This is a genomic window from Bradyrhizobium sp. TM233 (assembly GCF_036247965.1).
Taxonomy (GTDB): Bacteria; Pseudomonadota; Alphaproteobacteria; order Rhizobiales; family Xanthobacteraceae; genus Bradyrhizobium; species Bradyrhizobium ottawaense.
Map to the genome: position 1 here is coordinate 1,102,552 of NZ_BTIG01000001.1, position 17,326 is coordinate 1,119,877.

Genomic DNA, 17,326 nt, shown 5'->3' on the forward strand with positions numbered 1-17,326 from the left:
GCTCCCTCCGCTCGTCGCGCGTCGCGCCTTTGCCCACCCTACGAGAGCTTTGCTTTTGGCTTGCCCCGCACCATGATCAGCGCTGCGGCCGCCACCTCCAGCGCGATGCAGAGATAGAACGGCAGCGCATAGCCGCCGGACCAATCGCGCAGAAAGCCGACGATACCGGGCCCGAACGCATAGGTGACCTGGTTGATCGCGGTGTTGAGACTGATCAGCACGCCGAATGACGCCGAATCGAACTCCCGCTGCACGATCAGCGACGGCAGCGTGATGAGGTTGCCGACGGAGAAGCCGAACAATGCGCAGGCCGCGATCAGCACGTAATCATTGTGCAAATTGATGACGACGAGAAGCGCCGCGGCCTGGCTGAGGAACGACAGCGCGGAAGCCAGCCGCTGGTTGAGGCGGTCGATCACCAGCGAGAACAGCACGCGGCCGACCACCGCCATCGCGGTCAGCACCGCGACGGCGACCGCGGCACGCTCGCGGCCGATCACGGGATCGAGGAACGAGATCAGGTGCACGATGAAGCCGACCTGCGCGAACAGCACCAGCGCAAACGCAATCGTCACCGTGAGGAAGCCGACGTCGCGCAGCGCCCAGGCGCGAATTTGCGTCGATGATTGCGGCTTCGCCTTCGCCGCCGCGTGCCAGCCATGGTGATCGGGCGGCCGGCCGACGACAAGAAGGATCACCGGCAGCAGCAGCACCAGCATGGCGCCGGCAGCGGCATACATCGCGCCGGCGAAGCCGACATGGCCGATCAGGGTCACCAGCAGCGGTACGCCGACGATGCCGCCGAAGCTGGCGCCGTTGAGCGCCAGACTGATCGCCATGCCGCGCTTGTGGTCGAACCACAGGCTGATCGTGTTGGTGATCATGGCGAGGCTGGTGCCGGCCCAGCCAAAGGCGAGCACGGCGTTGGCGAGATAAAGCTGCCAGGGCTCGCGCACCGCGCCGATCGCAACGCTAGCTGCCGCCATCGCCAACGTGCCGGCGATCAGGCAGAGGCGCGCGCCGTATCTCCTGACGGCTTCGCCGACGAACACGACGAGCAACGCGCCGAACAGATAGAAGAACGTGGTGCCGGACGAGATCAGCGAGGCCGGCCAGCCCCGCGCGCGCTGCAGCTCGGCGACATAGACGCTCTGGCCGTAGAAGCCGAGCCCCCAGCCGAAGGTGGCGAGCAGGAAGCAGACCGCCACGATGCGCCAGCCTTCGTAACGCAGGGAGGATTCGTCGATCGGAGACATCTGATGGGGGTTGTCGAGCACGCGCCTCTCCTTCGCATCCCCCGCGAGCGCCTTGCTTCACGCTCGTCTGTTCATGACGAGCATCATGTAACAACGCCGGCCCCGGAAATCACTTCGACCTGGATCGAAGTATCAACGCTGCTGACAATCTCTTGCCAGTCAGATCGCGTCCGGGAACTCGCCCATCGCCGCTTCCAGCCGCGCCTTGCGGCGGCGGGCCCAGCAGACCAGCGAGAGCACGACGAGACCGAGAACCACCGGCGGGAACACCACCAGGTTCACCGCCGACCAGCCGTAATTGGCGAGCAATTGCCCGGAGGAGAACGAGCCGATCGCCATCATGCCGAACACCAGGAAATCGTTGAAGGCCTGCACCTTGTTGCGCTCCTGCGGCCGGTGCGTCTCCAGCACCAGCGCGGAGGCGCCGATGAAGGAGAAATTCCAGCCGACGCCGAGCACGATCAGCGTGGCCCAGAAATGCATCGCGGTGAGGCCGGAGAGACCGATGCCGGCGGCGCCGGCCTCCAGCAGCAGGCCGGCGGCCACGATCTTCGGCGCACCAAAGCGAGCGATCAGCGCCCCCGTGAAGAAGCTCGGCCCGTACATCGCGACGATGTGCCATTGAATGCCGAAATTGGAATCGGACACGGACAGGCCGCACATCTTCATGGCGAGCGGCGCCGAGGTCATCACCAGATTCATCATGGGATAGGAGATGATGCCGCACAGCGCCGCCGCGACGAAGCGCGGCTGCGTCACGATCGCGAGCAGCGGCCGGCCGCCATGCAGATCGGCCGGTGCGGGCTTTGGCATGTCGACGCCGGCGACGATGCCCATGGCGATCAGCGCCACCGCGGCCTGGACCAGGAAGCTGAAGGCGAACAGATAGGGCTGCCAGACGTCCATGGTCCATTGCACGAGCTGCGGACCGAGCACGCCGGCGAACACGCCGCCCGCCATCACCCAGGACACCGCCTTGGGCCGGTAGGCCGCGCTGGCGCCGTCGGCGGCGGCGAAGCGATAGGATTGCGCGACGGAGCCGTAGAGGCCGCCGAGGAAGGTCGCGATGCAGAACAGCGCGAACGAGCCGTGCAGGATCGCGAACGAGCCGAGCAGGCCCGTGAGCGTGCCGAGGCCGGTGCCGATGACGAAGGCCACGCGGCGGCCGAAACGGCGCGAGATCGCGCCGGTCGGCAGCGTGCCGGCAGCAAGTCCGACCACATACATCGAGATCGGCACGGTCGCGAACGACATGTCGGACGCGAGCGTGGCGCCGACGATGGCGCCGGTGGCGAAGATCACGGCCGAGTTGGCACCGGTCAGCGCCTGGGCTGCGGCCAGGCGCACCACATTGGCACGCACGCGGGCGTCGTCGGCGATCTGATGGGCAGAAGTCACGTCAAGCATCGGCATTTCCGCCCCAACGGGCTCAAGGGCGTTGTTGATTCCCGGCACTATGGAGGGACGCAGGGAGACGGGCAACCGGCGCAAACGGGCGCAGGCCATGCCTCTGACGCAATCGCTGCGATGATAGCGGGCCGCGCGCTTGACGGCTTGCGCTCGATCAAATCCTATCCGCCGCACCTTTTCGGAGTCTCGTTCATGTCCGTCGACGACAGGCCCACGCTCAGCGCTCCCGACGACGATCCCTGGCTCTGGCTGGAGGAGATCGAGGGCACGCAAGCGCTCGATTTCGTCGGGCGGCAGAACCAGCTGACGCTCCAGGCGTTCGGTGGCAAGGCCTTCGAGCACGACCGCGACATCCTCGCGGCGATCTACGATCGCCCGGACAACATCCCCTATGTCAGCCGGCGCGGCACCGATCTGCACAATCTCTGGAAGGACGCCGCCAACCCGCGCGGCCTGTGGCGGCGGACCACGCTGACGGAATTTCGCAAAGCTGCTCCCGCGTGGGAGACCATGCTGGATATCGACAAGCTCGCAGCGCGCGAAGGCGAGGATTGGCTGCTGAGCGGGATCGCCACGACGCCGGGAAGCTCGCGCGCCATTTTGAGCCTGTCGCGCGGTGGCAGCGACGCCGTGACATTGCGGGAATTCGACCTCGTTACGAAGAGCTTCGTCGCGGACGGCTTTACTCTGCCGGAAGCCAAGGGCGGCGCGGACTGGCTCGATGCCGATACGCTGCTGCTGTCGAGCGCCCATGGCGAGGGCATGGTGACGGACTCCGGATACTCGCGGACAGTTCGCCTGTGGCGGCGCGGCCAGCCGGTCGATCAGGCCGAGGTGATCACCGAGACCACCGCCGATCACATGGTCATCTATGGCATGGTCGACGACACCGGACCTCGGCCGCGGGTCTGGATCGTCGACCAGATCGACTTCTTCAATCACGCCATCTGGCTGCGCGATGCGGCAGGCATGCTGACGAAGCTCGATCTGCCGACCGGGATCTGGCTGCAGGCCCATGGCGACTGGTTCGCGATGAAGCTGCGCAAGGACTGGGCCGTGCAGGGGCGGACCTACGCCACCGACACCGTGCTCGGCATCTCGCTGTCGGCGTTCCTGAACGGCAGCCGCGATTTTGCGGTACTGTTCGAGCCGGCGCCGCGGCGCGCTTTGCAGGGCCTGTTCTGGGCGGCGGGCAAGCTCGTGCTGTCGATCCTCGACGAGCTGCGTCCGCGCTTTGAGATCTGCACGCCGTCGGCCGCGGGCTGGAGCCGCGAGACGCTTGGCGGCCTGCCTGAGATCGGCGTGGTCGACGTCTGGCCGCTTGATCGTCATCCCAGCGAGAGCAATGGCGATCTGCTCGCCAATGTGCAGGATCCGCTCACCCCGCCGTCGCTGCTGTTGATCGCGCGCGGCGTCGCAAGCCCGGTGGTGCTGAAGCAGGCACCGAAGACGTTCACCGCGGACGGGCTCGTGGTGACGCAGCACGAGGCGGTCTCTGTTGACGGCGAGCGCATTCCCTATGTCCAGACCGGCCCGGGAGGCGAGACCGGCGATGCGCCGGTCTATATGAGCGCCTATGGCGGCTTCGGACATTCGGTGAAGCCGTATTACAATTCCTCGCTCGGCAAGCTCTGGCTGGAGCGCGGCGGCACCATTGTGCAGGCCAATCTGCGCGGCGGCGGCGAATTCGGCACGCGCTGGCACGATGCCGGCCGGCTCGCCGCCAAGAAACTCTCGCATGACGATTTCGCCGCGGTCGCGGCCGATCTCGTGCGCCGCGGGGTAACGCAGCCGAAGCGCATCGCGGCCCAGGGCGGGTCGAACGGCGGTATCCTCATCACCAACATGCTGGTGCGCTATCCCGAGCGCTTCGGCGCGCTGTTCTGCACCATCCCGCTGATCGACATGCGCCGCTACACAAAACTGCTCGCGGGCGCGAGCTGGATCGCGGAATATGGCGACCCCGACAAGGCCGAGGAGTGGGAGTGGCTGAAGACCTACTCGGCCTATCACAACGTGAAAACCGGTCAGACCTATCCGCCGATCCTGATCGCCACCACAAGGCGCGACGACCGCGTCCATCCCGGCCACGCCCGCAAGATGGCGGCCAAGCTCCAGGTCATGGGCTACGAGGCCTGGTTCTACGAGCCGGAAGCCGGCGGTCACGGCTACGGCAAGGACAACAGGGAGCGCGCCGGCTTCGAGGTGCTCGGTTTCCGGTTCTTGAAGGAGAAGATCGGGTGGGGGGATGGCGAGGCGTAGCCGCGACGTCGCGTCGAGGCTTGATCGTAGCACGATGTGAGGGAGGCGCGGCTCTCTCATTCCCTCCCCCCTTGCGGGGGAGGGGCAGGGAGGGGGGTACCACACGGGGACTCTCTCGACTTGCACGCGCGTCACGAGCACAGATGGATAGACCGTTTGCCGGGCTACCCCTCTCCCCCGCCCTCCCCCGCAAGGGCGGAGGGAGCGCATCGCCGTTGTGGCGCGCCGCCCGGACTTAAGTCGGCAAAGCCTCAGCTACCGCTCGAACACCAGCGTCAGATTGTTCGCGGGCATGTCGAGCGTATCGACGAGGCGAAGACCCGCACCGCGCGCGAGCATCTCGACATCGCTGATGTCACGCACGCCCCATTCGGGATTGCCTTCACGCAGGGAGGTGTCGAACACCGCATTGCTGAGCGCGGTGTGCTTGCCGTCGCGCTTGAACGGGCCGTAGAGGAACAGCTTGCCGTCGGGGCGTAAGTAGCGGCCGGCGCCGGCGAACAGGCCCTCGGCCACGACCCAGGGCGCGATGTGGATGACATTGGCGCAGAACACGGCCGCAAGGCTCGTCGGCGCCTGCCCGCTTTTCATCTCCGGACACCAGTCGGGATCGGTGAGATCGATCCGCAGGGGGCTGCGTATGTTCGCGAGGCCCGCATGAACGCGCCAGGCTTCGATGCTCTTGAGGTGGCGTTGGTTGAGGTCGCTCGGCCACCAGATCAGGCCGGGCGTGTGACGGGCGAAATGGACCACATGCTGGCCGGTTCCGCTGCCGAGCTCGACCACGTTGCCGGTCAGCCCGGTGAGGTGCTTTTCCAGCGCTGACCAGATCGGCACATGGTTGCGGTGAAACGCCGGTGCATCGAGCCGCCCATCCGGCTCGACCCGTCCGCCATCCCTGCCAAATTCGACGACATATTCAGCCAAATGAGTCCCCAATGAATGTGAAACAGCAAAGACGGCGGTAAGGGCCAAACGCCCTAGAATAATTTGCTAGTGCCGACCTGTTAGATGAACAAACTATCTCATCGGTTGCAATGCGGAGGATATTAACTCCATTTTGCCGCGTGCATAGTCTTGATTGTCAGGCGATGCCCTTTGTGCTTTGGAACGCTTATATTTCCGCAAACGAGATCATCGACATAACGCTTGGGACGATGCCTTGACCGCCTTTCCTTGCAAGCTTGCCGTCGTGGTGGCGCTGGTCCTCGCCGCCGGCGCGGCTGCGGCTCCGGCACGGGCACAATCCGCTGTCGCCGACGGCCAGAAGCTCGCTTTCGATCGCGGCAAGGGCAATTGCCTGACCTGCCACGTCATCAAAGGCGGCGACCTGCCGGGAACAATCGGGCCGGAACTGAAGGACCTCAAGGCCAGGTACCCCGATCGCAACGAACTCACCGCGATCATCTTCGACGAGACCAAGCGCAATCCGCAGACCATGATGCCGCCGTTCGGCCGGAACCGGATTTTGACCGAACAGGAGATCAGCGCGATCGTTGATTTCCTGCAGACCCTGTAACGGCCGGCTGCCCAGGAGACCCCCGATGACCACGACCACCGGCCCGCTTGCGACAAGGCGCCTGATCCTTCAGGGCGCGGCCTCGGTCGCCCTGCTCGGCCTCGGCAATCTGCCGTTCGCGGCGACGCCCGCGCGTGCTGCGGCCAACGACAAATATCCGGAAGAGGCCTTCAAGCAGAAGAACGAGGCCGACGCGATCAAGGCGCTCTATGGCAAGACCGCCGAGCCCTCCGACAAGGTCAAGCTGGATGCGCCCGAGATCGCCGAGAACGGCGGCGTCGTGCCGGTGTCGGTGACGACCACGCTCGAGAAAGTGAGCTCGATCTCGTTCTTCGTGACCGAGAACCCGTACGCGCTCGCCGCGTCCTACAAGATCGCCGACGGCACGATTCCGGGCGTCGCCAACCGGCTGAAAATGGCCAAGACCACCAAATTGGTCGCCATCGTCGAGGCTGACGGCAAGCTCTACAGCGCGACCAAGGAAGTGAAGGTCACCGTCGGCGGCTGCGGCGGCTAGGAGGATCGGTCCGATGGCATCAAGCATTCGCGTGCGCGCAACATCCAATGGCGACATCACCGAGGTGCAGGCGCTGATCCAGCACCCCATGGATACCGGCCTGGTCAAGGATCCCAAGGGTGAGCTGATCCCTGCGCACTTCATCCAGCAGCTGAAATTCGAATGTAACGGCAAGGACGTCTTCGTCGCCGATTGGGGCACTGCGGTCTCCAAGGATCCCTACGTCAAGTTCAGCTTCAAGGGGGCCAAGAAGGGCGACGACCTCAAGATCTCCTGGACCGACAACAAGGGTGCGTCGGATACGACCACCGCGAAGATTTCGTGATGAAGACCCGATCCGCCCTGTTGCTTGGCTCGCTCGGCGCCGCGCTCGTTGCGTTCGCCCTCACCTCTCCGCGCGTCATCGCGGCGGACAAGGTCGATCCGGTCGCCGATGCCAAGGCGTTCCAGAACTTCTTCTTCCAGAAATTTCCCGATGTGAAGCACGAGGACTTCGTCAACGGTCCGTATTCCATGAACGCGGACATGAAGCGGCAGTGGCAGGAGAAGGAGGAATTCCCGCCTTACGAGTTCGCGCTCGACGCCGGCAAGGAGATGTTCGCCACCCCGTTCAAGAACGGCAAGACCTACGCCGATTGCTTCCCCAACGGCGGCATCGGCATCCGCCAGAACTATCCTTACTTCGACGAGAAGGAGGGCAAGGTCGTCACGCTGGAGCTCGCCCTCAACCGCTGCCGCGAGGCGAATGGAGAGGCGCCCTATTCCTACGTCAAGGACGAGATGGCCTCGCTCACCGCCTACATGGCCTTCACCTCGCGCGGCAAGCCGATGGACATCAAGATTCCCGATGATCCCCGCGCGCTCGCCGCGTTCGAGAACGGCAAGCGCTATTTCTATACGCGGCGCGGCCAGATGAACTTCTCCTGCGCCAGCTGCCATGTGCAGAGCCCGGGCGAGCGCATCCGCGCCGAGATCCTGGCGCCGGCGCTCGGCATCCTCAACGCGATGCCGATCTACCGCTCCGAATGGAGCGGCATGGGCACGACCAGCCGCCGCTTCGTCACCTGCAACAGCCAGACCCGCGCGGTTCCGCTGGAGCCGCAGTCCGACGAATATCGCGACGTCGAGTATTTCCTGTCCTACGTTGCCAACGGCCTGCCGATATCGGGACCGGGAGCGCGGCCATGAAGCGGTCACTTCCCCTCGCCATGCTGCTGGCGCTCGGCCTCGCGCCAGCGGCGCGCGCGGCAAATGAAGCGGATTACAAGGCGGCCTACGCCACCGCCGAAGCCGCATCGAAGGAGGCTGCCGGCTTGCGCAATCAGTGGACCGTGACCGTCTCGGCGCTGGCCGCGGCCAGGAAAGCGGCGGATGGCGGCGATTTCGACCGCGCCGCAGCCGCAGCCAGGGAGGCCGAGGCGCTGGCAAAGGCGTCGATCTTCCAGGCGACCTCTGAAAAAGAAGCCTGGAAGGCGATGGAAATCCGCTAGACTGGCATCAACTGAAACAGTCTTGCGACATTGAGGGCGCGGAGAATTTTGATATGGCGATCCGCCGCCGCGATTTCCTGAAGAGCGCAGGCCTTGCCGCTGCATCGCTCAGTCTGTCGCGGCTTGCGCGGGGCACTGAGTCCGCGGGCATTTACGACCTCGAGCGCTTCGGCAACGCGCGGATCCTGCACATCACCGATACGCATGCGCAGCTCAACCCGGTTTATTTCCGCGAGCCCAGCGTCAATATCGGCATCGGTGAGATGGCCGGGCGGCCGCCGCATCTGGTCGGCCGCGCCTTTCTCGACCGGTTCGGCATCCGTCCCGACAGCGCCGATGCTTATGCCTTCACCTGCGTCGAGTTCGAGAAGTCGGCAGGCCGCTTCGGCAAGCTCGGCGGCTTTGCCCATCTGAAGACGCTGGTCGACCGCTTGCGTGGCGAGGTCGGCGAAAAGCGCTCGCTGCTCGTCGACGGCGGCGATCTCTGGCAGGGCACCGGGCTCGCCAACGTCATGCAGGGCCGCGACATGGTCGAGGTCGCCAATCTGCTCGGCATCGAAGCGATGACCGGGCATTGGGAATTCACCTATGGCGAGCAGGTGCTGCGCGATAATCTCGAGCGCTTCAAGGGCGAGTTCCTGGCGCAGAACGTGTTCCTGACCGAGGAAGCCGCGTTCAACGACGCGCCCGCCTTCGACAAGGCCACCGGGCGCGTGTTCAAGCCTTCGATGATCAAGGAGATCGGCGGTCATCGGATCGCGATCGTCGGCCAGGCCTTCCCTTACGTGCCGATCGCGCATCCCAAGCGGTTCACGCCGGACTGGACCTTCGGCATTCGCGAGGAGGAGTTGCAGAAGCATGTCGATGCCTTGCGCGGCACCGACAAGGTCGATGCGGTCGTCCTGCTGTCGCACAACGGCATGGACGTCGACCTCAAGCTCGCGAGCCGCGTCACCGGCATCGACGTCATTCTCGGCGGCCATACCCATGACGCCGTGCCGCAGCCGATTGCCGTGAAGAACGCGGGCGGCACCACGCTCGTCACCAATGCCGGCTCCAACGGGAAATTCCTCGCCGTGCTCGATCTCGCGATCGACAAGGGCAAGGTCAGCGACATTCATTATCATCTGCTGCCGGTTTATTCCGAGCTGCTGAAGCCAGATCCCGCCATGGCCGAGCTGATCGGCCGGCTGCGCGCGCCGCACGTGACCGACTGGTCGGCGAAGATCGCAACGCCCGACCGCCTGCTTTATCGGCGCGGCAATTTCTCTGGGCCCATCGACGAGCTGATCTGCACCGCGTTGCGCACCGAGCTCGATGCCGAGATCGCGCTGTCGCCGGGCTTCCGCTGGGGCGTCACCGCGCTGTCGGGCCAGGCGTTGACCATGGAGGATCTGCTCGCGGAGACTGCGATCACCTATCCCGAGACCTATGTGCAGGAGATGACGGGAGCCCAGATCAAGGACGTGCTGGAAGACGTCTGCGACAACCTCTTCAACGCCGATCCCTATTACCAGCAAGGCGGCGACATGGTGCGCGCCGGCGGGCTCAGCTACACCTGCACGCCGACCGCCGCGATCGGCGGCCGCATCTCGGAATTGAAGCTCAGTGGTGGCAAGGCGCTCAGCGCCAGCCACCGCTACAAGATCGCAGGCTGGGCTTCGGTCACCGGCCAGCAAGGCGCGCCGGTGTGGGATGTCGTCGGCAAATATCTGCGCGCGGGCCGGATGTTTCAGGAGCGGCTCGGCTCCGGCGTGACGCTGAGGGGCGTCGAGGACAATCCGGGCATTGCGGGACAGGGATGATGCGAGCGCAGACCTTATTTGCGCTGATGCTGGCGCTGGTCGTCCGGGCCGCGATCCTGCCGGCCTCGGCGCAGCAGGTGCCACTTCAGGACAAGCCGTTCGCCGAGCACAAGATCGTGCTGCAGCTCTCCGACGGCGATGCGAAGAAGCAGGCGCTGGTGCTGAGCGTCGCCAACAATCTTCTGAAAGCCTACGCCCCCGACAAGATCGCGATCGAGGTGGTCACGTTCGGTCCCGGCATCGATCTTTTGCTGTCAGGCAGCGAGCGTCGCAAGCAGGTCGAAAGCCTGATCGCGCAGGGCGTGCGCTTCGACATCTGCCTCAACACGGTGGATACGCTCGAGCGTGAGACCGGCAAGCGGCCGGAGTTCATTGCCGCGGCGACGCCGGTGCAGGTCGGGGTCGGGCAGATCCTGTTCCTGGCGGAGAATGGGTACACGGTGGTGCGGCCGTAGGGGGCGCTAGGGCGTCACACTCCCCTGTCGTCCCGGCGCAGGCCGGGACCCATACTCGCAGGCAGGAGTTTGGCGAAGATCAGTCGTTCGGTACTCCCACCGCCCCTCCCGAGGGATCACGCGGTATGGGTCCAGGCCTGCGCCGGGACGACACTGAGTGTGTGGCGCTTGTCCCCACCTCACCTGCAATAAAAATCTTCTAAATTTACCTGTTCATACAGTGAATTGCTTCTCTTTCTGACCCGTAGCGTAGTAGAATTTTGGAAGTCAGTTCCAAGCCGGGTCCTGCCATGATCTTTCGCCAGCTCTTCGACAGCGTTTCGGGCACTTACAGCTACGTCCTGGCCAGCCGCCCCGGCGGCGAGGCTCTGATCCTCGATCCCGTGCTGGAGAAAGTCGACCGCTACTGCCAATTGCTGCGCGAGCTCGACCTCAAGCTCGTCAAGGCGGTCGACACCCATCTGCATGCCGACCACGTCACCGGCCTCGGCGAGCTGCGCGACCGCACCCATTGCATGACCGTGATGGGCGACCAGACCAAGGCGGACGTGGTGGCGATGCGTGTCGCCGACGGCGACAAGGTGACGATCGAGGGCCTGTCGCTCGACGTGATGTACACGCCCGGCCACACCGACGATTCCTATTCCTATCTGATGGGCGATCGCGTCTTCACCGGCGACACGCTGCTGATCCGCGGCACCGGCCGCACCGATTTCCAGAACGGTTCTTCGCGCGCACAGTACGATTCGATCTTCAACCGGCTGCTGAAGCTGCCGGACGAGACGATGGTGTTTCCGGCGCACGACTACAAGGGCGACACCGTCTCCACCATCGGTGAGGAGAAGCGCTACAATCCCAGGCTCCAGGTGCGTTCGGTCGACGAATATATCGAGCTGATGGCGAACCTGAAGCTGCCCAATCCGAAGATGATGGACGTCGCGGTGCCCGCCAACATGCATGTCGGCCTGCATCAGGAGGAACTGGAGAAGGAAGGCCGCGCGCTCAGCGCGGTCGAGGCGATCCGCATCCTCGGCCGGCCCGACATGCTGCTGGTCGATCTGCGTGAGACCAACGAGCGGATGAAGCACGGCATGCTCGAAGGCGCGCTGCACACGCCCTATCCCTCCATCGAGGAGAGCCTCAAGCCCGGCGGCATGCTGCGCGAGGTCGCGGCGGCCACCGGCCGCCGTATCGTGTTCTTCTGCGCCTTCGGCGAGCGCTCGGCGATGGCGGTGGCCGCCGCCAAGGCGGCCGGCCTTTCCAACACCGCCCATATCGCCGGCGGCGTGGATGCCTGGAAGAAGGCAGGCGGGCCGCTCGTGCACTGACGGCCGCAGGCCATCCCCAAGTGCGATTGTTGCGCTAAGTCAGGGACGGCTCATATTTCCGGGGTAGGATCGGGTGCAGCATCACCATCCGGGACCAGCCATGACCAAGATCAAACCAGCCGAGCCGCCCAAGATCGCCAACAAGAAGCCGGCGGAAGGCAAGGCGAAGACACCCCCGCCTCCTCTCGATGACGATGACTACGAGGACGGCGACATCGCAACGCCCAAACGCGACCGCTACGGTGTGGACGACGAGCCGTTGTGAGAGTGCGATCGTGCTCCGCGCACGCTGCGTTCCCCCTTGCGGGAGAGGGAACACAGTGCGCCTCGCTGCACCCCCGGGCGCTTATCGAGGACGGTGCGTCCCCACCCGCACTACCTGCCATGCGCCTGCGTTCATGGACAAATAACCGCTCTCCCCGATAGTTTGCGCGCCTCCCAGGGAGTGAAACCGAAACTGCAATGGTCGACGTTCTCGCCGCACCGCAGCAAAGCAAGGCGGACAGCGCGCTACGGACGCTGACCGGAATCTCGATCGCGCATTGGGTCAGCCATTTCCATCTGCTGGTCCTGCCGATGCTGTTCCCATTCCTCAAGGCACAACTCGGCGTCGGCTATATCGAGCTCGGCTTCGCGCTCACCGTGTTCGCGGTGGTGTCCGGACTGACGCAGGCGCCGACCGGTTATCTCGTCGACCATTTTGGCGCGCGCAGGATCCTGCTGATCGGCCTCACGCTCGGCGGCTTCGCGCTGATTCTGCTTGGCCTGCACCTCAGCTACGCCTCGCTGATCGCCTGCGCCGTGCTGCTGGGTCTCGCCAATAGCGTCTATCACCCCGCCGACTACGCGATCCTGGCCGAGCATATGGACGAGGCACGGATGGGCCGCGCTTTCTCGATTCACACCTTTGCCGGATTTCTCGGTGGCGCGGTGGCGCCGGCGATCGTGGCGGCACTCGTCACCCTGTCCGGCGGCACCGGCGCGCTGATCGCATCGGGTGCGATCGGCATTGCGGTGGCGTTGCTGCTGCTCGTCATGAACATTCCCGACGCCGGCGCCAGCAGGACGAAGCCGGGCGCGGAGAACGCGCCGAAGCAGGCTGTCATCACACCCGCGCTGATCGTGCTGACGGCGCTGTTCATGCTGCTCAGCCTGTCGGTCGCCGGTATCAACAATTTCGGCGTCGTCGCGCTGATGAGCGGCTATGGCACGTCCTACTCGGCAGCCAACGTCATGCTGACGGCATTCCTTGGCGCCAGCGCCGCCGGCGTGCTTGCCGGCGGTTTCCTCGCCGATCACACCGAACGCCACGGCTATGTCGCAGCGGCCTGCTTTGCCGTGAACGCGGCCATCGTGCTGCTGATCGCGCTGGTGACGCTGCCCGGCTGGGCCCTGACCGCGGCGATGACGCTCGCAGGCTTCCTGTCCGGCGTGATCGCCCCCTCGCGCGACATGCTGGTGCGCAATGCGGCACCTCCCGGCGCTGCGGGGCGCGCCTTCGGCATCGTCTCGACCGGCTTCAATCTCGGCGGCATCGTCTCACCGCTGCTGTTCGGCTGGATCATGGACCAGAGCGCGCCGCACTGGGTGTTCGGCGCGTCCGTGATCTTCATGGTCGCGACGGTGGTGCTGTCGCCATTCACGGAGCGGAAGCGACAAGCCGGTTCTTGAGGAGCGAGAGCGGCTGCCACAAATTCAATCGTCGTCCCCGCCTAGTGCGCAATTGCGCACGGGGGCGGGGACCCATAACCCCAGGGAGCGGTTGTGGAGCGAAGCTGCCAACTACGAGTCTTCGCCAAACTCCTCCCTGTGGCTATGGGTCCCGGATCTGCGCTGCGCTTGTCCGGGACGACGAAAGAAGACTTAGAAAAACAAAACGGGAAGAAACACATGAGCACCCCTGATCTCGTCATCCGCGGCGGCACCGTTGCGGATGGAAACGGCGGCGAGCTGTTCGAGGCCGACGTCGCCATTACCGGCGGCAGGATCAGCGAGGTCGGCAAGGTTTCGGCCAAGGGCAAAGAAGAAATCGACGCGCGCGGCAAGCTCGTGACGCCGGGCTTCGTCGACGTGCACACCCATTACGACGGCCAGGTCACCTGGAGCCAGGACATCACGCCGTCGTCGCAGAACGGCGTCACCACCGCGATCATGGGCAATTGCGGCGTCGGCTTTGCGCCGTGCAAGCCCGCCGACCACACCCGCCTGATCCAGCTGATGGAAGGCGTCGAGGATATTCCCGAGCCTGTCCTGAGCGCCGGCATTCCCTGGGCCTGGGAGAGCTTTCCGGACTACATGAACTGGCTCTCCAAGCGCGATTTCGACATCGACGTCGGCGCCCAGCTGCCGCACGCGGCGCTGCGGGTCTATGTCATGGGCGAGCGCGGCGCCCGCCGCGATCCCTCGACCACGGAGGACAATGCCGCGATGGCGAAGCTCGCGGGCGAAGCGGTGCGCTCCGGCGCACTCGGCTTCTCGACCTCGCGCACGCTCAACCACCGCACCTCGACCGGCGACTTCACACCGACTCTGAAGGCCGGCGAGGACGAGCTCACCGCGATCGCCGGGGCGATGCACAGCCAGGGCCACAGCGTGCTGCAATTCGTGCTCGATCTCTCCACCATCCACGAAGATCTGCCGATGATGCTACGGGTCGCCGACACGACGAAGTGTCCGATCTCGTTCTCGATCACGCAGAACGACAGATCGCCAAACCGCTGGCGCCAGACGCTGGACGAGATCAACGCGGCGGCCAAACGCGGCCTCTCCATCACCGCACAGATCGCGGCGCGCCCGGTCGGCCTGCTGCTCGGGCTCGAGCTGTCGCGCAATCCGTTCCAGACCCATCCGAGCTACAAGGCGATCGCGCATCTTCCGTTGAAGGAGCGGCTGGCACGGCTGCATCAGAGCGATGTGCGCAAGGCCATTCTGAGCGAGACGGCGACCGCCACCGACGATCCGCTGTTCTTCCGGCCCAATTACGACAAGATGTTCCTGCTCGGCGATCCCCCCGATTACGAGCAGCCGCCGGAAAACGCATTGGGGCCGCAAGCGCGCAAGCAGGGCCGCCAGCCGGAAGAGCTCGCTTACGAGGCGATGCTGTCGGACGAGGGCCGCGGCATGCTCTACGTGCCGTTCCTCAACTATTCCGACGGCAATCTCGATGCGACGCGCGAGATGCTGATCGATCCGCAATCGGTGCCGGGCCTGTCCGATGGCGGCGCGCATTGCGGCATCATCTGCGATGCGAGCTTCCCGACCTATCTGCTGACGCACTGGACGCGCGACCGCACGCGCGGCGAGAAACTGTCGATCCCGTTCGTGGTCGCGGCGCAATCGCGCAAGACCGCGCTGTCGGTCGGCCTCGCCGATCGCGGGCTGATTGCGCCCGGCTGCAAGGCCGACCTCAATGTGATCGACTATGACCGGCTGCACCTGCATCCGCCCAAGGTGCATTACGATCTGCCGGTCGGCGGGCGGCGGCTGTTGCAGGACGTCGACGGCTATGAGGCCACGATCGTCTCGGGCGTGGTAACGCGGCGGCAGGGTGCCGCCACGGGCCGCCGGCCGGGGAAATTGATTCGGGGCGCGCAGGGGATCAATTAAGCGCGGCTCCATGTGAGACACGAAAGCGTCTCACCAATCTCGCTGTCGTCCCCGCCTAGTGCGCAATTGCGCACGTGGGGCGGGGACCCATAACCACAGGGAGTGGTTGTGGAGCTAAGCTGCCAACTCCGTGTCTTCACCAAACCACGCCCTGTGGTTATGGGTCCCGGATCTGCGCTTCGCTTGTCCGGGACGACAGTGTGCTTGGAGCAATCGCTCGGTCGCCCACTCCTTACGTCGGCGACACCGCGCCCTTCAGCGCAGCAGCCTGCGTCGCCGCACCACGCGTCAGCCTGGCCTTTTCCGTGTTCGGCCACAGCAGCAGCAGGCCGAGCAGGCCGGAGCCGACCATGATCACGGCGTTGATGGTGAAGCCGGTCAGGTAGCCGTCGAGAGTGCTGCCGGCACGCTGGATCATCGCCCCCATCACGGCCGGCGCGGCGATGCCGGCGAGCGTGTAGAGCGCGCCGTAGATGGCGAGGATCGCGCCGCGCTGCGACGTCGGCGTGAACTCGCCGAGCATCGGCGGGCAGACGACGTAGATCGCTCCGCACAGGCCCGAGCCGACCACGAGCAGCGCGATCTGCAGGCCCGCACCCTGAACATGCGGCATCATCGCCAGGATCAGCCCGCCGATCACCAGCGGCACCGAGCCGAGCACGCCGCGAGCCACGCGGGTGTTGTAACCGCGCGCCATCATCACCTGCGAGATCCACCCGGTGAGAATGACCGTGGTAGCACCGAACACCCAGGGCAGGATCGAGATGAAGCCGGCCTGGCTCTGCGAGAAGCCGAGCCCCTTGACGATGAACGGCGTGAACCAGGTCAGGCCGAGCGACAGCGCCCAATAGGCACCGAACGTCGCCGCGACGCAGCCGATGAAGGTGCGCGAGGTGAGAAGCTGCAAGTAGGGGATCTTCTGCTCGGTCGCGGCCAGGACCTGCGTGTCCTCCAGCGGGCCTTCCTTGCCGAGCGCGAGCCAGGCACAAACCCAGATCAGACCGACGATTCCGAGCGCGCCGAAGGCATAGTGCCAGGAATGATTGACGATGACCCAGTTCAGCGCCGGCACTGCCAGGATCACGCCGAAGGCCGAGCCCTGCGACAGGATCGCGGTCGGCAGCGTGCGCTTCTCGTCGGGAAACCATTTGTAGATCGCGTGCGCGGCGACCGAGAAAGCCGGGCCCTCGCCGGCGCCCAGCACGATGCGGCAGATCAGGAGCGTGGTGAAGGAGACGGTGCCGACCATCGGAAACTGCGCCAGCGCCCAGATCACTGCGAGCACGAGCAGCACCCAGCGCGTCGGCACCTTGTTGACGATGAAGCCGACCACGATGGCGGCGATCGAGAACAGGAAGAAGAACGAGGAGCCGAGCAGGCCGAACTGCTCCGGGGTGAGCTTCAGATCGGTCATGATCGGCACGCCGGCGAGACCGACGACGATCTTGTCGGCGAAGTTCACGACCATGAAGAGAAAGAGGAGAAACGTCACGGTCCAGGCGCCCTTCGGCGTTCCCTTGGCCCCGATCGTCTTGCCGGCCACCTCCGTCGTTCCCTCAACGCTCATGATTTTATTCTCCCCCGCCGATGTCTTTTGGCACTTTTTTGATTTGGCTGTCTTGGGAGCTAACAACGGCTTCGAGACCAACGCAACCCGGCATTTCCGCAGCAGGTGTGC

The 17,326-nt window shown here is 65.1% G+C and carries 16 protein-coding genes; 12 read left to right on the top strand and 4 right to left on the bottom strand.

The window, feature by feature from the left end:
* Positions 1 to 38 precede the first annotated feature (38 nt).
* On the bottom strand, positions 39 to 1,277 hold the full coding sequence (locus AABA86_RS05250) for an MFS transporter (protein WP_338305991.1): 1,239 nt from the start codon (positions 1,275 to 1,277) through the stop codon (positions 39 to 41).
* A 138-nt stretch (positions 1,278 to 1,415) separates the two neighbouring features.
* Positions 1,416 to 2,663 (bottom strand): MFS transporter, encoded by a 1,248-nt coding sequence (locus AABA86_RS05255; RefSeq protein ID WP_338305992.1) that lies wholly within the window; start codon positions 2,661 to 2,663, stop codon positions 1,416 to 1,418.
* A gap of 195 nt (positions 2,664 to 2,858) precedes the next feature.
* Here AABA86_RS05255 and AABA86_RS05260 point away from each other — a divergent pair, with 195 nt between their 5' ends.
* Positions 2,859 to 4,928, top strand: a complete 2,070-nt coding sequence (locus tag AABA86_RS05260; RefSeq protein ID WP_338305993.1) for a prolyl oligopeptidase family serine peptidase — start codon at positions 2,859 to 2,861, stop codon at positions 4,926 to 4,928.
* Between the two features lie 255 nt (positions 4,929 to 5,183).
* On the opposite strand, the gene AABA86_RS05265 is transcribed toward AABA86_RS05260, so the two are convergent.
* Positions 5,184 to 5,855 carry a DUF938 domain-containing protein gene (locus AABA86_RS05265; protein ID WP_212243876.1) on the bottom strand — a complete coding sequence of 224 codons (672 nt, stop codon included), beginning with the start codon at positions 5,853 to 5,855 and terminating at the stop codon, positions 5,184 to 5,186.
* Between the two features lie 265 nt (positions 5,856 to 6,120).
* Between AABA86_RS05265 and soxX the strand changes: the two genes are divergently transcribed.
* The 11 genes from soxX (at position 6,121) to AABA86_RS05320 (ending at position 15,648) form a co-directional block, all read left to right on the top strand.
* Positions 6,121 to 6,447 (top strand): sulfur oxidation c-type cytochrome SoxX, encoded by a 327-nt coding sequence (gene soxX, locus AABA86_RS05270; RefSeq protein ID WP_212244127.1) that lies wholly within the window; start codon positions 6,121 to 6,123, stop codon positions 6,445 to 6,447.
* 25 nt (positions 6,448 to 6,472) lie between these two features.
* On the top strand, positions 6,473 to 6,964 hold the full coding sequence (soxY, locus tag AABA86_RS05275) for a thiosulfate oxidation carrier protein SoxY (protein ID WP_338305994.1): 492 nt from the start codon (positions 6,473 to 6,475) through the stop codon (positions 6,962 to 6,964).
* Between the two features lie 13 nt (positions 6,965 to 6,977).
* Positions 6,978 to 7,289, top strand: a complete 312-nt coding sequence (soxZ, locus tag AABA86_RS05280) for a thiosulfate oxidation carrier complex protein SoxZ (protein WP_028139707.1) — start codon at positions 6,978 to 6,980, stop codon at positions 7,287 to 7,289.
* A complete protein-coding gene (soxA, locus tag AABA86_RS05285; protein WP_338305995.1) occupies positions 7,289 to 8,152 on the top strand; it encodes a sulfur oxidation c-type cytochrome SoxA in 864 nt (287 codons plus the stop codon). Before soxZ ends, soxA begins: the two co-directional genes overlap by 1 nt.
* Entirely contained in the window at positions 8,149 to 8,454 is a 306-nt protein-coding gene (locus AABA86_RS05290) for a hypothetical protein (RefSeq protein WP_338305996.1), read from the top strand. Before soxA ends, AABA86_RS05290 begins: the two co-directional genes overlap by 4 nt.
* Before the next feature lie 53 nt (positions 8,455 to 8,507).
* A complete protein-coding gene (soxB, locus tag AABA86_RS05295; RefSeq protein ID WP_338305997.1) occupies positions 8,508 to 10,259 on the top strand; it encodes a thiosulfohydrolase SoxB in 1,752 nt (583 codons plus the stop codon).
* Positions 10,256 to 10,714 carry a DsrE family protein gene (locus AABA86_RS05300; RefSeq protein ID WP_212243866.1) on the top strand — a complete coding sequence of 153 codons (459 nt, stop codon included), beginning with the start codon at positions 10,256 to 10,258 and terminating at the stop codon, positions 10,712 to 10,714. The genes soxB and AABA86_RS05300 overlap by 4 nt, the downstream gene beginning before the upstream one ends.
* Before the next feature lie 290 nt (positions 10,715 to 11,004).
* Entirely contained in the window at positions 11,005 to 12,042 is a 1,038-nt protein-coding gene (locus AABA86_RS05305; protein ID WP_212243864.1) for an MBL fold metallo-hydrolase, read from the top strand.
* 100 nt (positions 12,043 to 12,142) lie between these two features.
* Complete coding sequence (locus tag AABA86_RS05310; protein WP_212243863.1) at positions 12,143 to 12,307, top strand: hypothetical protein; 165 nt, start codon at positions 12,143 to 12,145, stop codon at positions 12,305 to 12,307.
* A gap of 197 nt (positions 12,308 to 12,504) precedes the next feature.
* Positions 12,505 to 13,713, top strand: a complete 1,209-nt coding sequence (locus AABA86_RS05315; RefSeq protein ID WP_212243862.1) for an MFS transporter — start codon at positions 12,505 to 12,507, stop codon at positions 13,711 to 13,713.
* Positions 13,714 to 13,932: 219 nt separating this feature from the next.
* A complete protein-coding gene (locus tag AABA86_RS05320; RefSeq protein ID WP_338305999.1) occupies positions 13,933 to 15,648 on the top strand; it encodes an N-acyl-D-amino-acid deacylase family protein in 1,716 nt (571 codons plus the stop codon).
* A 232-nt stretch (positions 15,649 to 15,880) separates the two neighbouring features.
* Here AABA86_RS05320 and AABA86_RS05325 read toward each other — a convergent pair whose 3' ends face one another.
* The gene (locus tag AABA86_RS05325; RefSeq protein ID WP_338306000.1) at positions 15,881 to 17,215 is read right to left on the bottom strand and encodes an MFS transporter; all 1,335 of its coding nucleotides are present in this window, start codon (positions 17,213 to 17,215) and stop codon (positions 15,881 to 15,883) included.
* Positions 17,216 to 17,326: the final 111 nt, after the last annotated feature.

What these genes read in the sequence shown, in the direction of transcription:
- AABA86_RS05255 (WP_338305992.1), bottom strand. Translation starts at nt 2,663, where the DNA reads ATGCTTGACGTGACTTCTGCCCATCAGATCGCCGACGACGCCCGCGTG.
- AABA86_RS05260 (WP_338305993.1), top strand. Translation starts at nt 2,859, where the DNA reads ATGTCCGTCGACGACAGGCCCACGCTCAGCGCTCCCGACGACGATCCC.
- soxY (WP_338305994.1), top strand. Translation starts at nt 6,473, where the DNA reads ATGACCACGACCACCGGCCCGCTTGCGACAAGGCGCCTGATCCTTCAG.
- soxZ (WP_028139707.1), top strand. Translation starts at nt 6,978, where the DNA reads ATGGCATCAAGCATTCGCGTGCGCGCAACATCCAATGGCGACATCACC.
- soxA (WP_338305995.1), top strand. Translation starts at nt 7,289, where the DNA reads ATGAAGACCCGATCCGCCCTGTTGCTTGGCTCGCTCGGCGCCGCGCTC.
- AABA86_RS05290 (WP_338305996.1), top strand. Translation starts at nt 8,149, where the DNA reads ATGAAGCGGTCACTTCCCCTCGCCATGCTGCTGGCGCTCGGCCTCGCG.
- soxB (WP_338305997.1), top strand. Translation starts at nt 8,508, where the DNA reads ATGGCGATCCGCCGCCGCGATTTCCTGAAGAGCGCAGGCCTTGCCGCT.
- AABA86_RS05300 (WP_212243866.1), top strand. Translation starts at nt 10,256, where the DNA reads ATGATGCGAGCGCAGACCTTATTTGCGCTGATGCTGGCGCTGGTCGTC.
- AABA86_RS05305 (WP_212243864.1), top strand. Translation starts at nt 11,005, where the DNA reads ATGATCTTTCGCCAGCTCTTCGACAGCGTTTCGGGCACTTACAGCTAC.
- AABA86_RS05310 (WP_212243863.1), top strand. Translation starts at nt 12,143, where the DNA reads ATGACCAAGATCAAACCAGCCGAGCCGCCCAAGATCGCCAACAAGAAG.
- AABA86_RS05315 (WP_212243862.1), top strand. Translation starts at nt 12,505, where the DNA reads ATGGTCGACGTTCTCGCCGCACCGCAGCAAAGCAAGGCGGACAGCGCG.
- AABA86_RS05320 (WP_338305999.1), top strand. Translation starts at nt 13,933, where the DNA reads ATGAGCACCCCTGATCTCGTCATCCGCGGCGGCACCGTTGCGGATGGA.
- AABA86_RS05325 (WP_338306000.1), bottom strand. Translation starts at nt 17,215, where the DNA reads ATGAGCGTTGAGGGAACGACGGAGGTGGCCGGCAAGACGATCGGGGCC.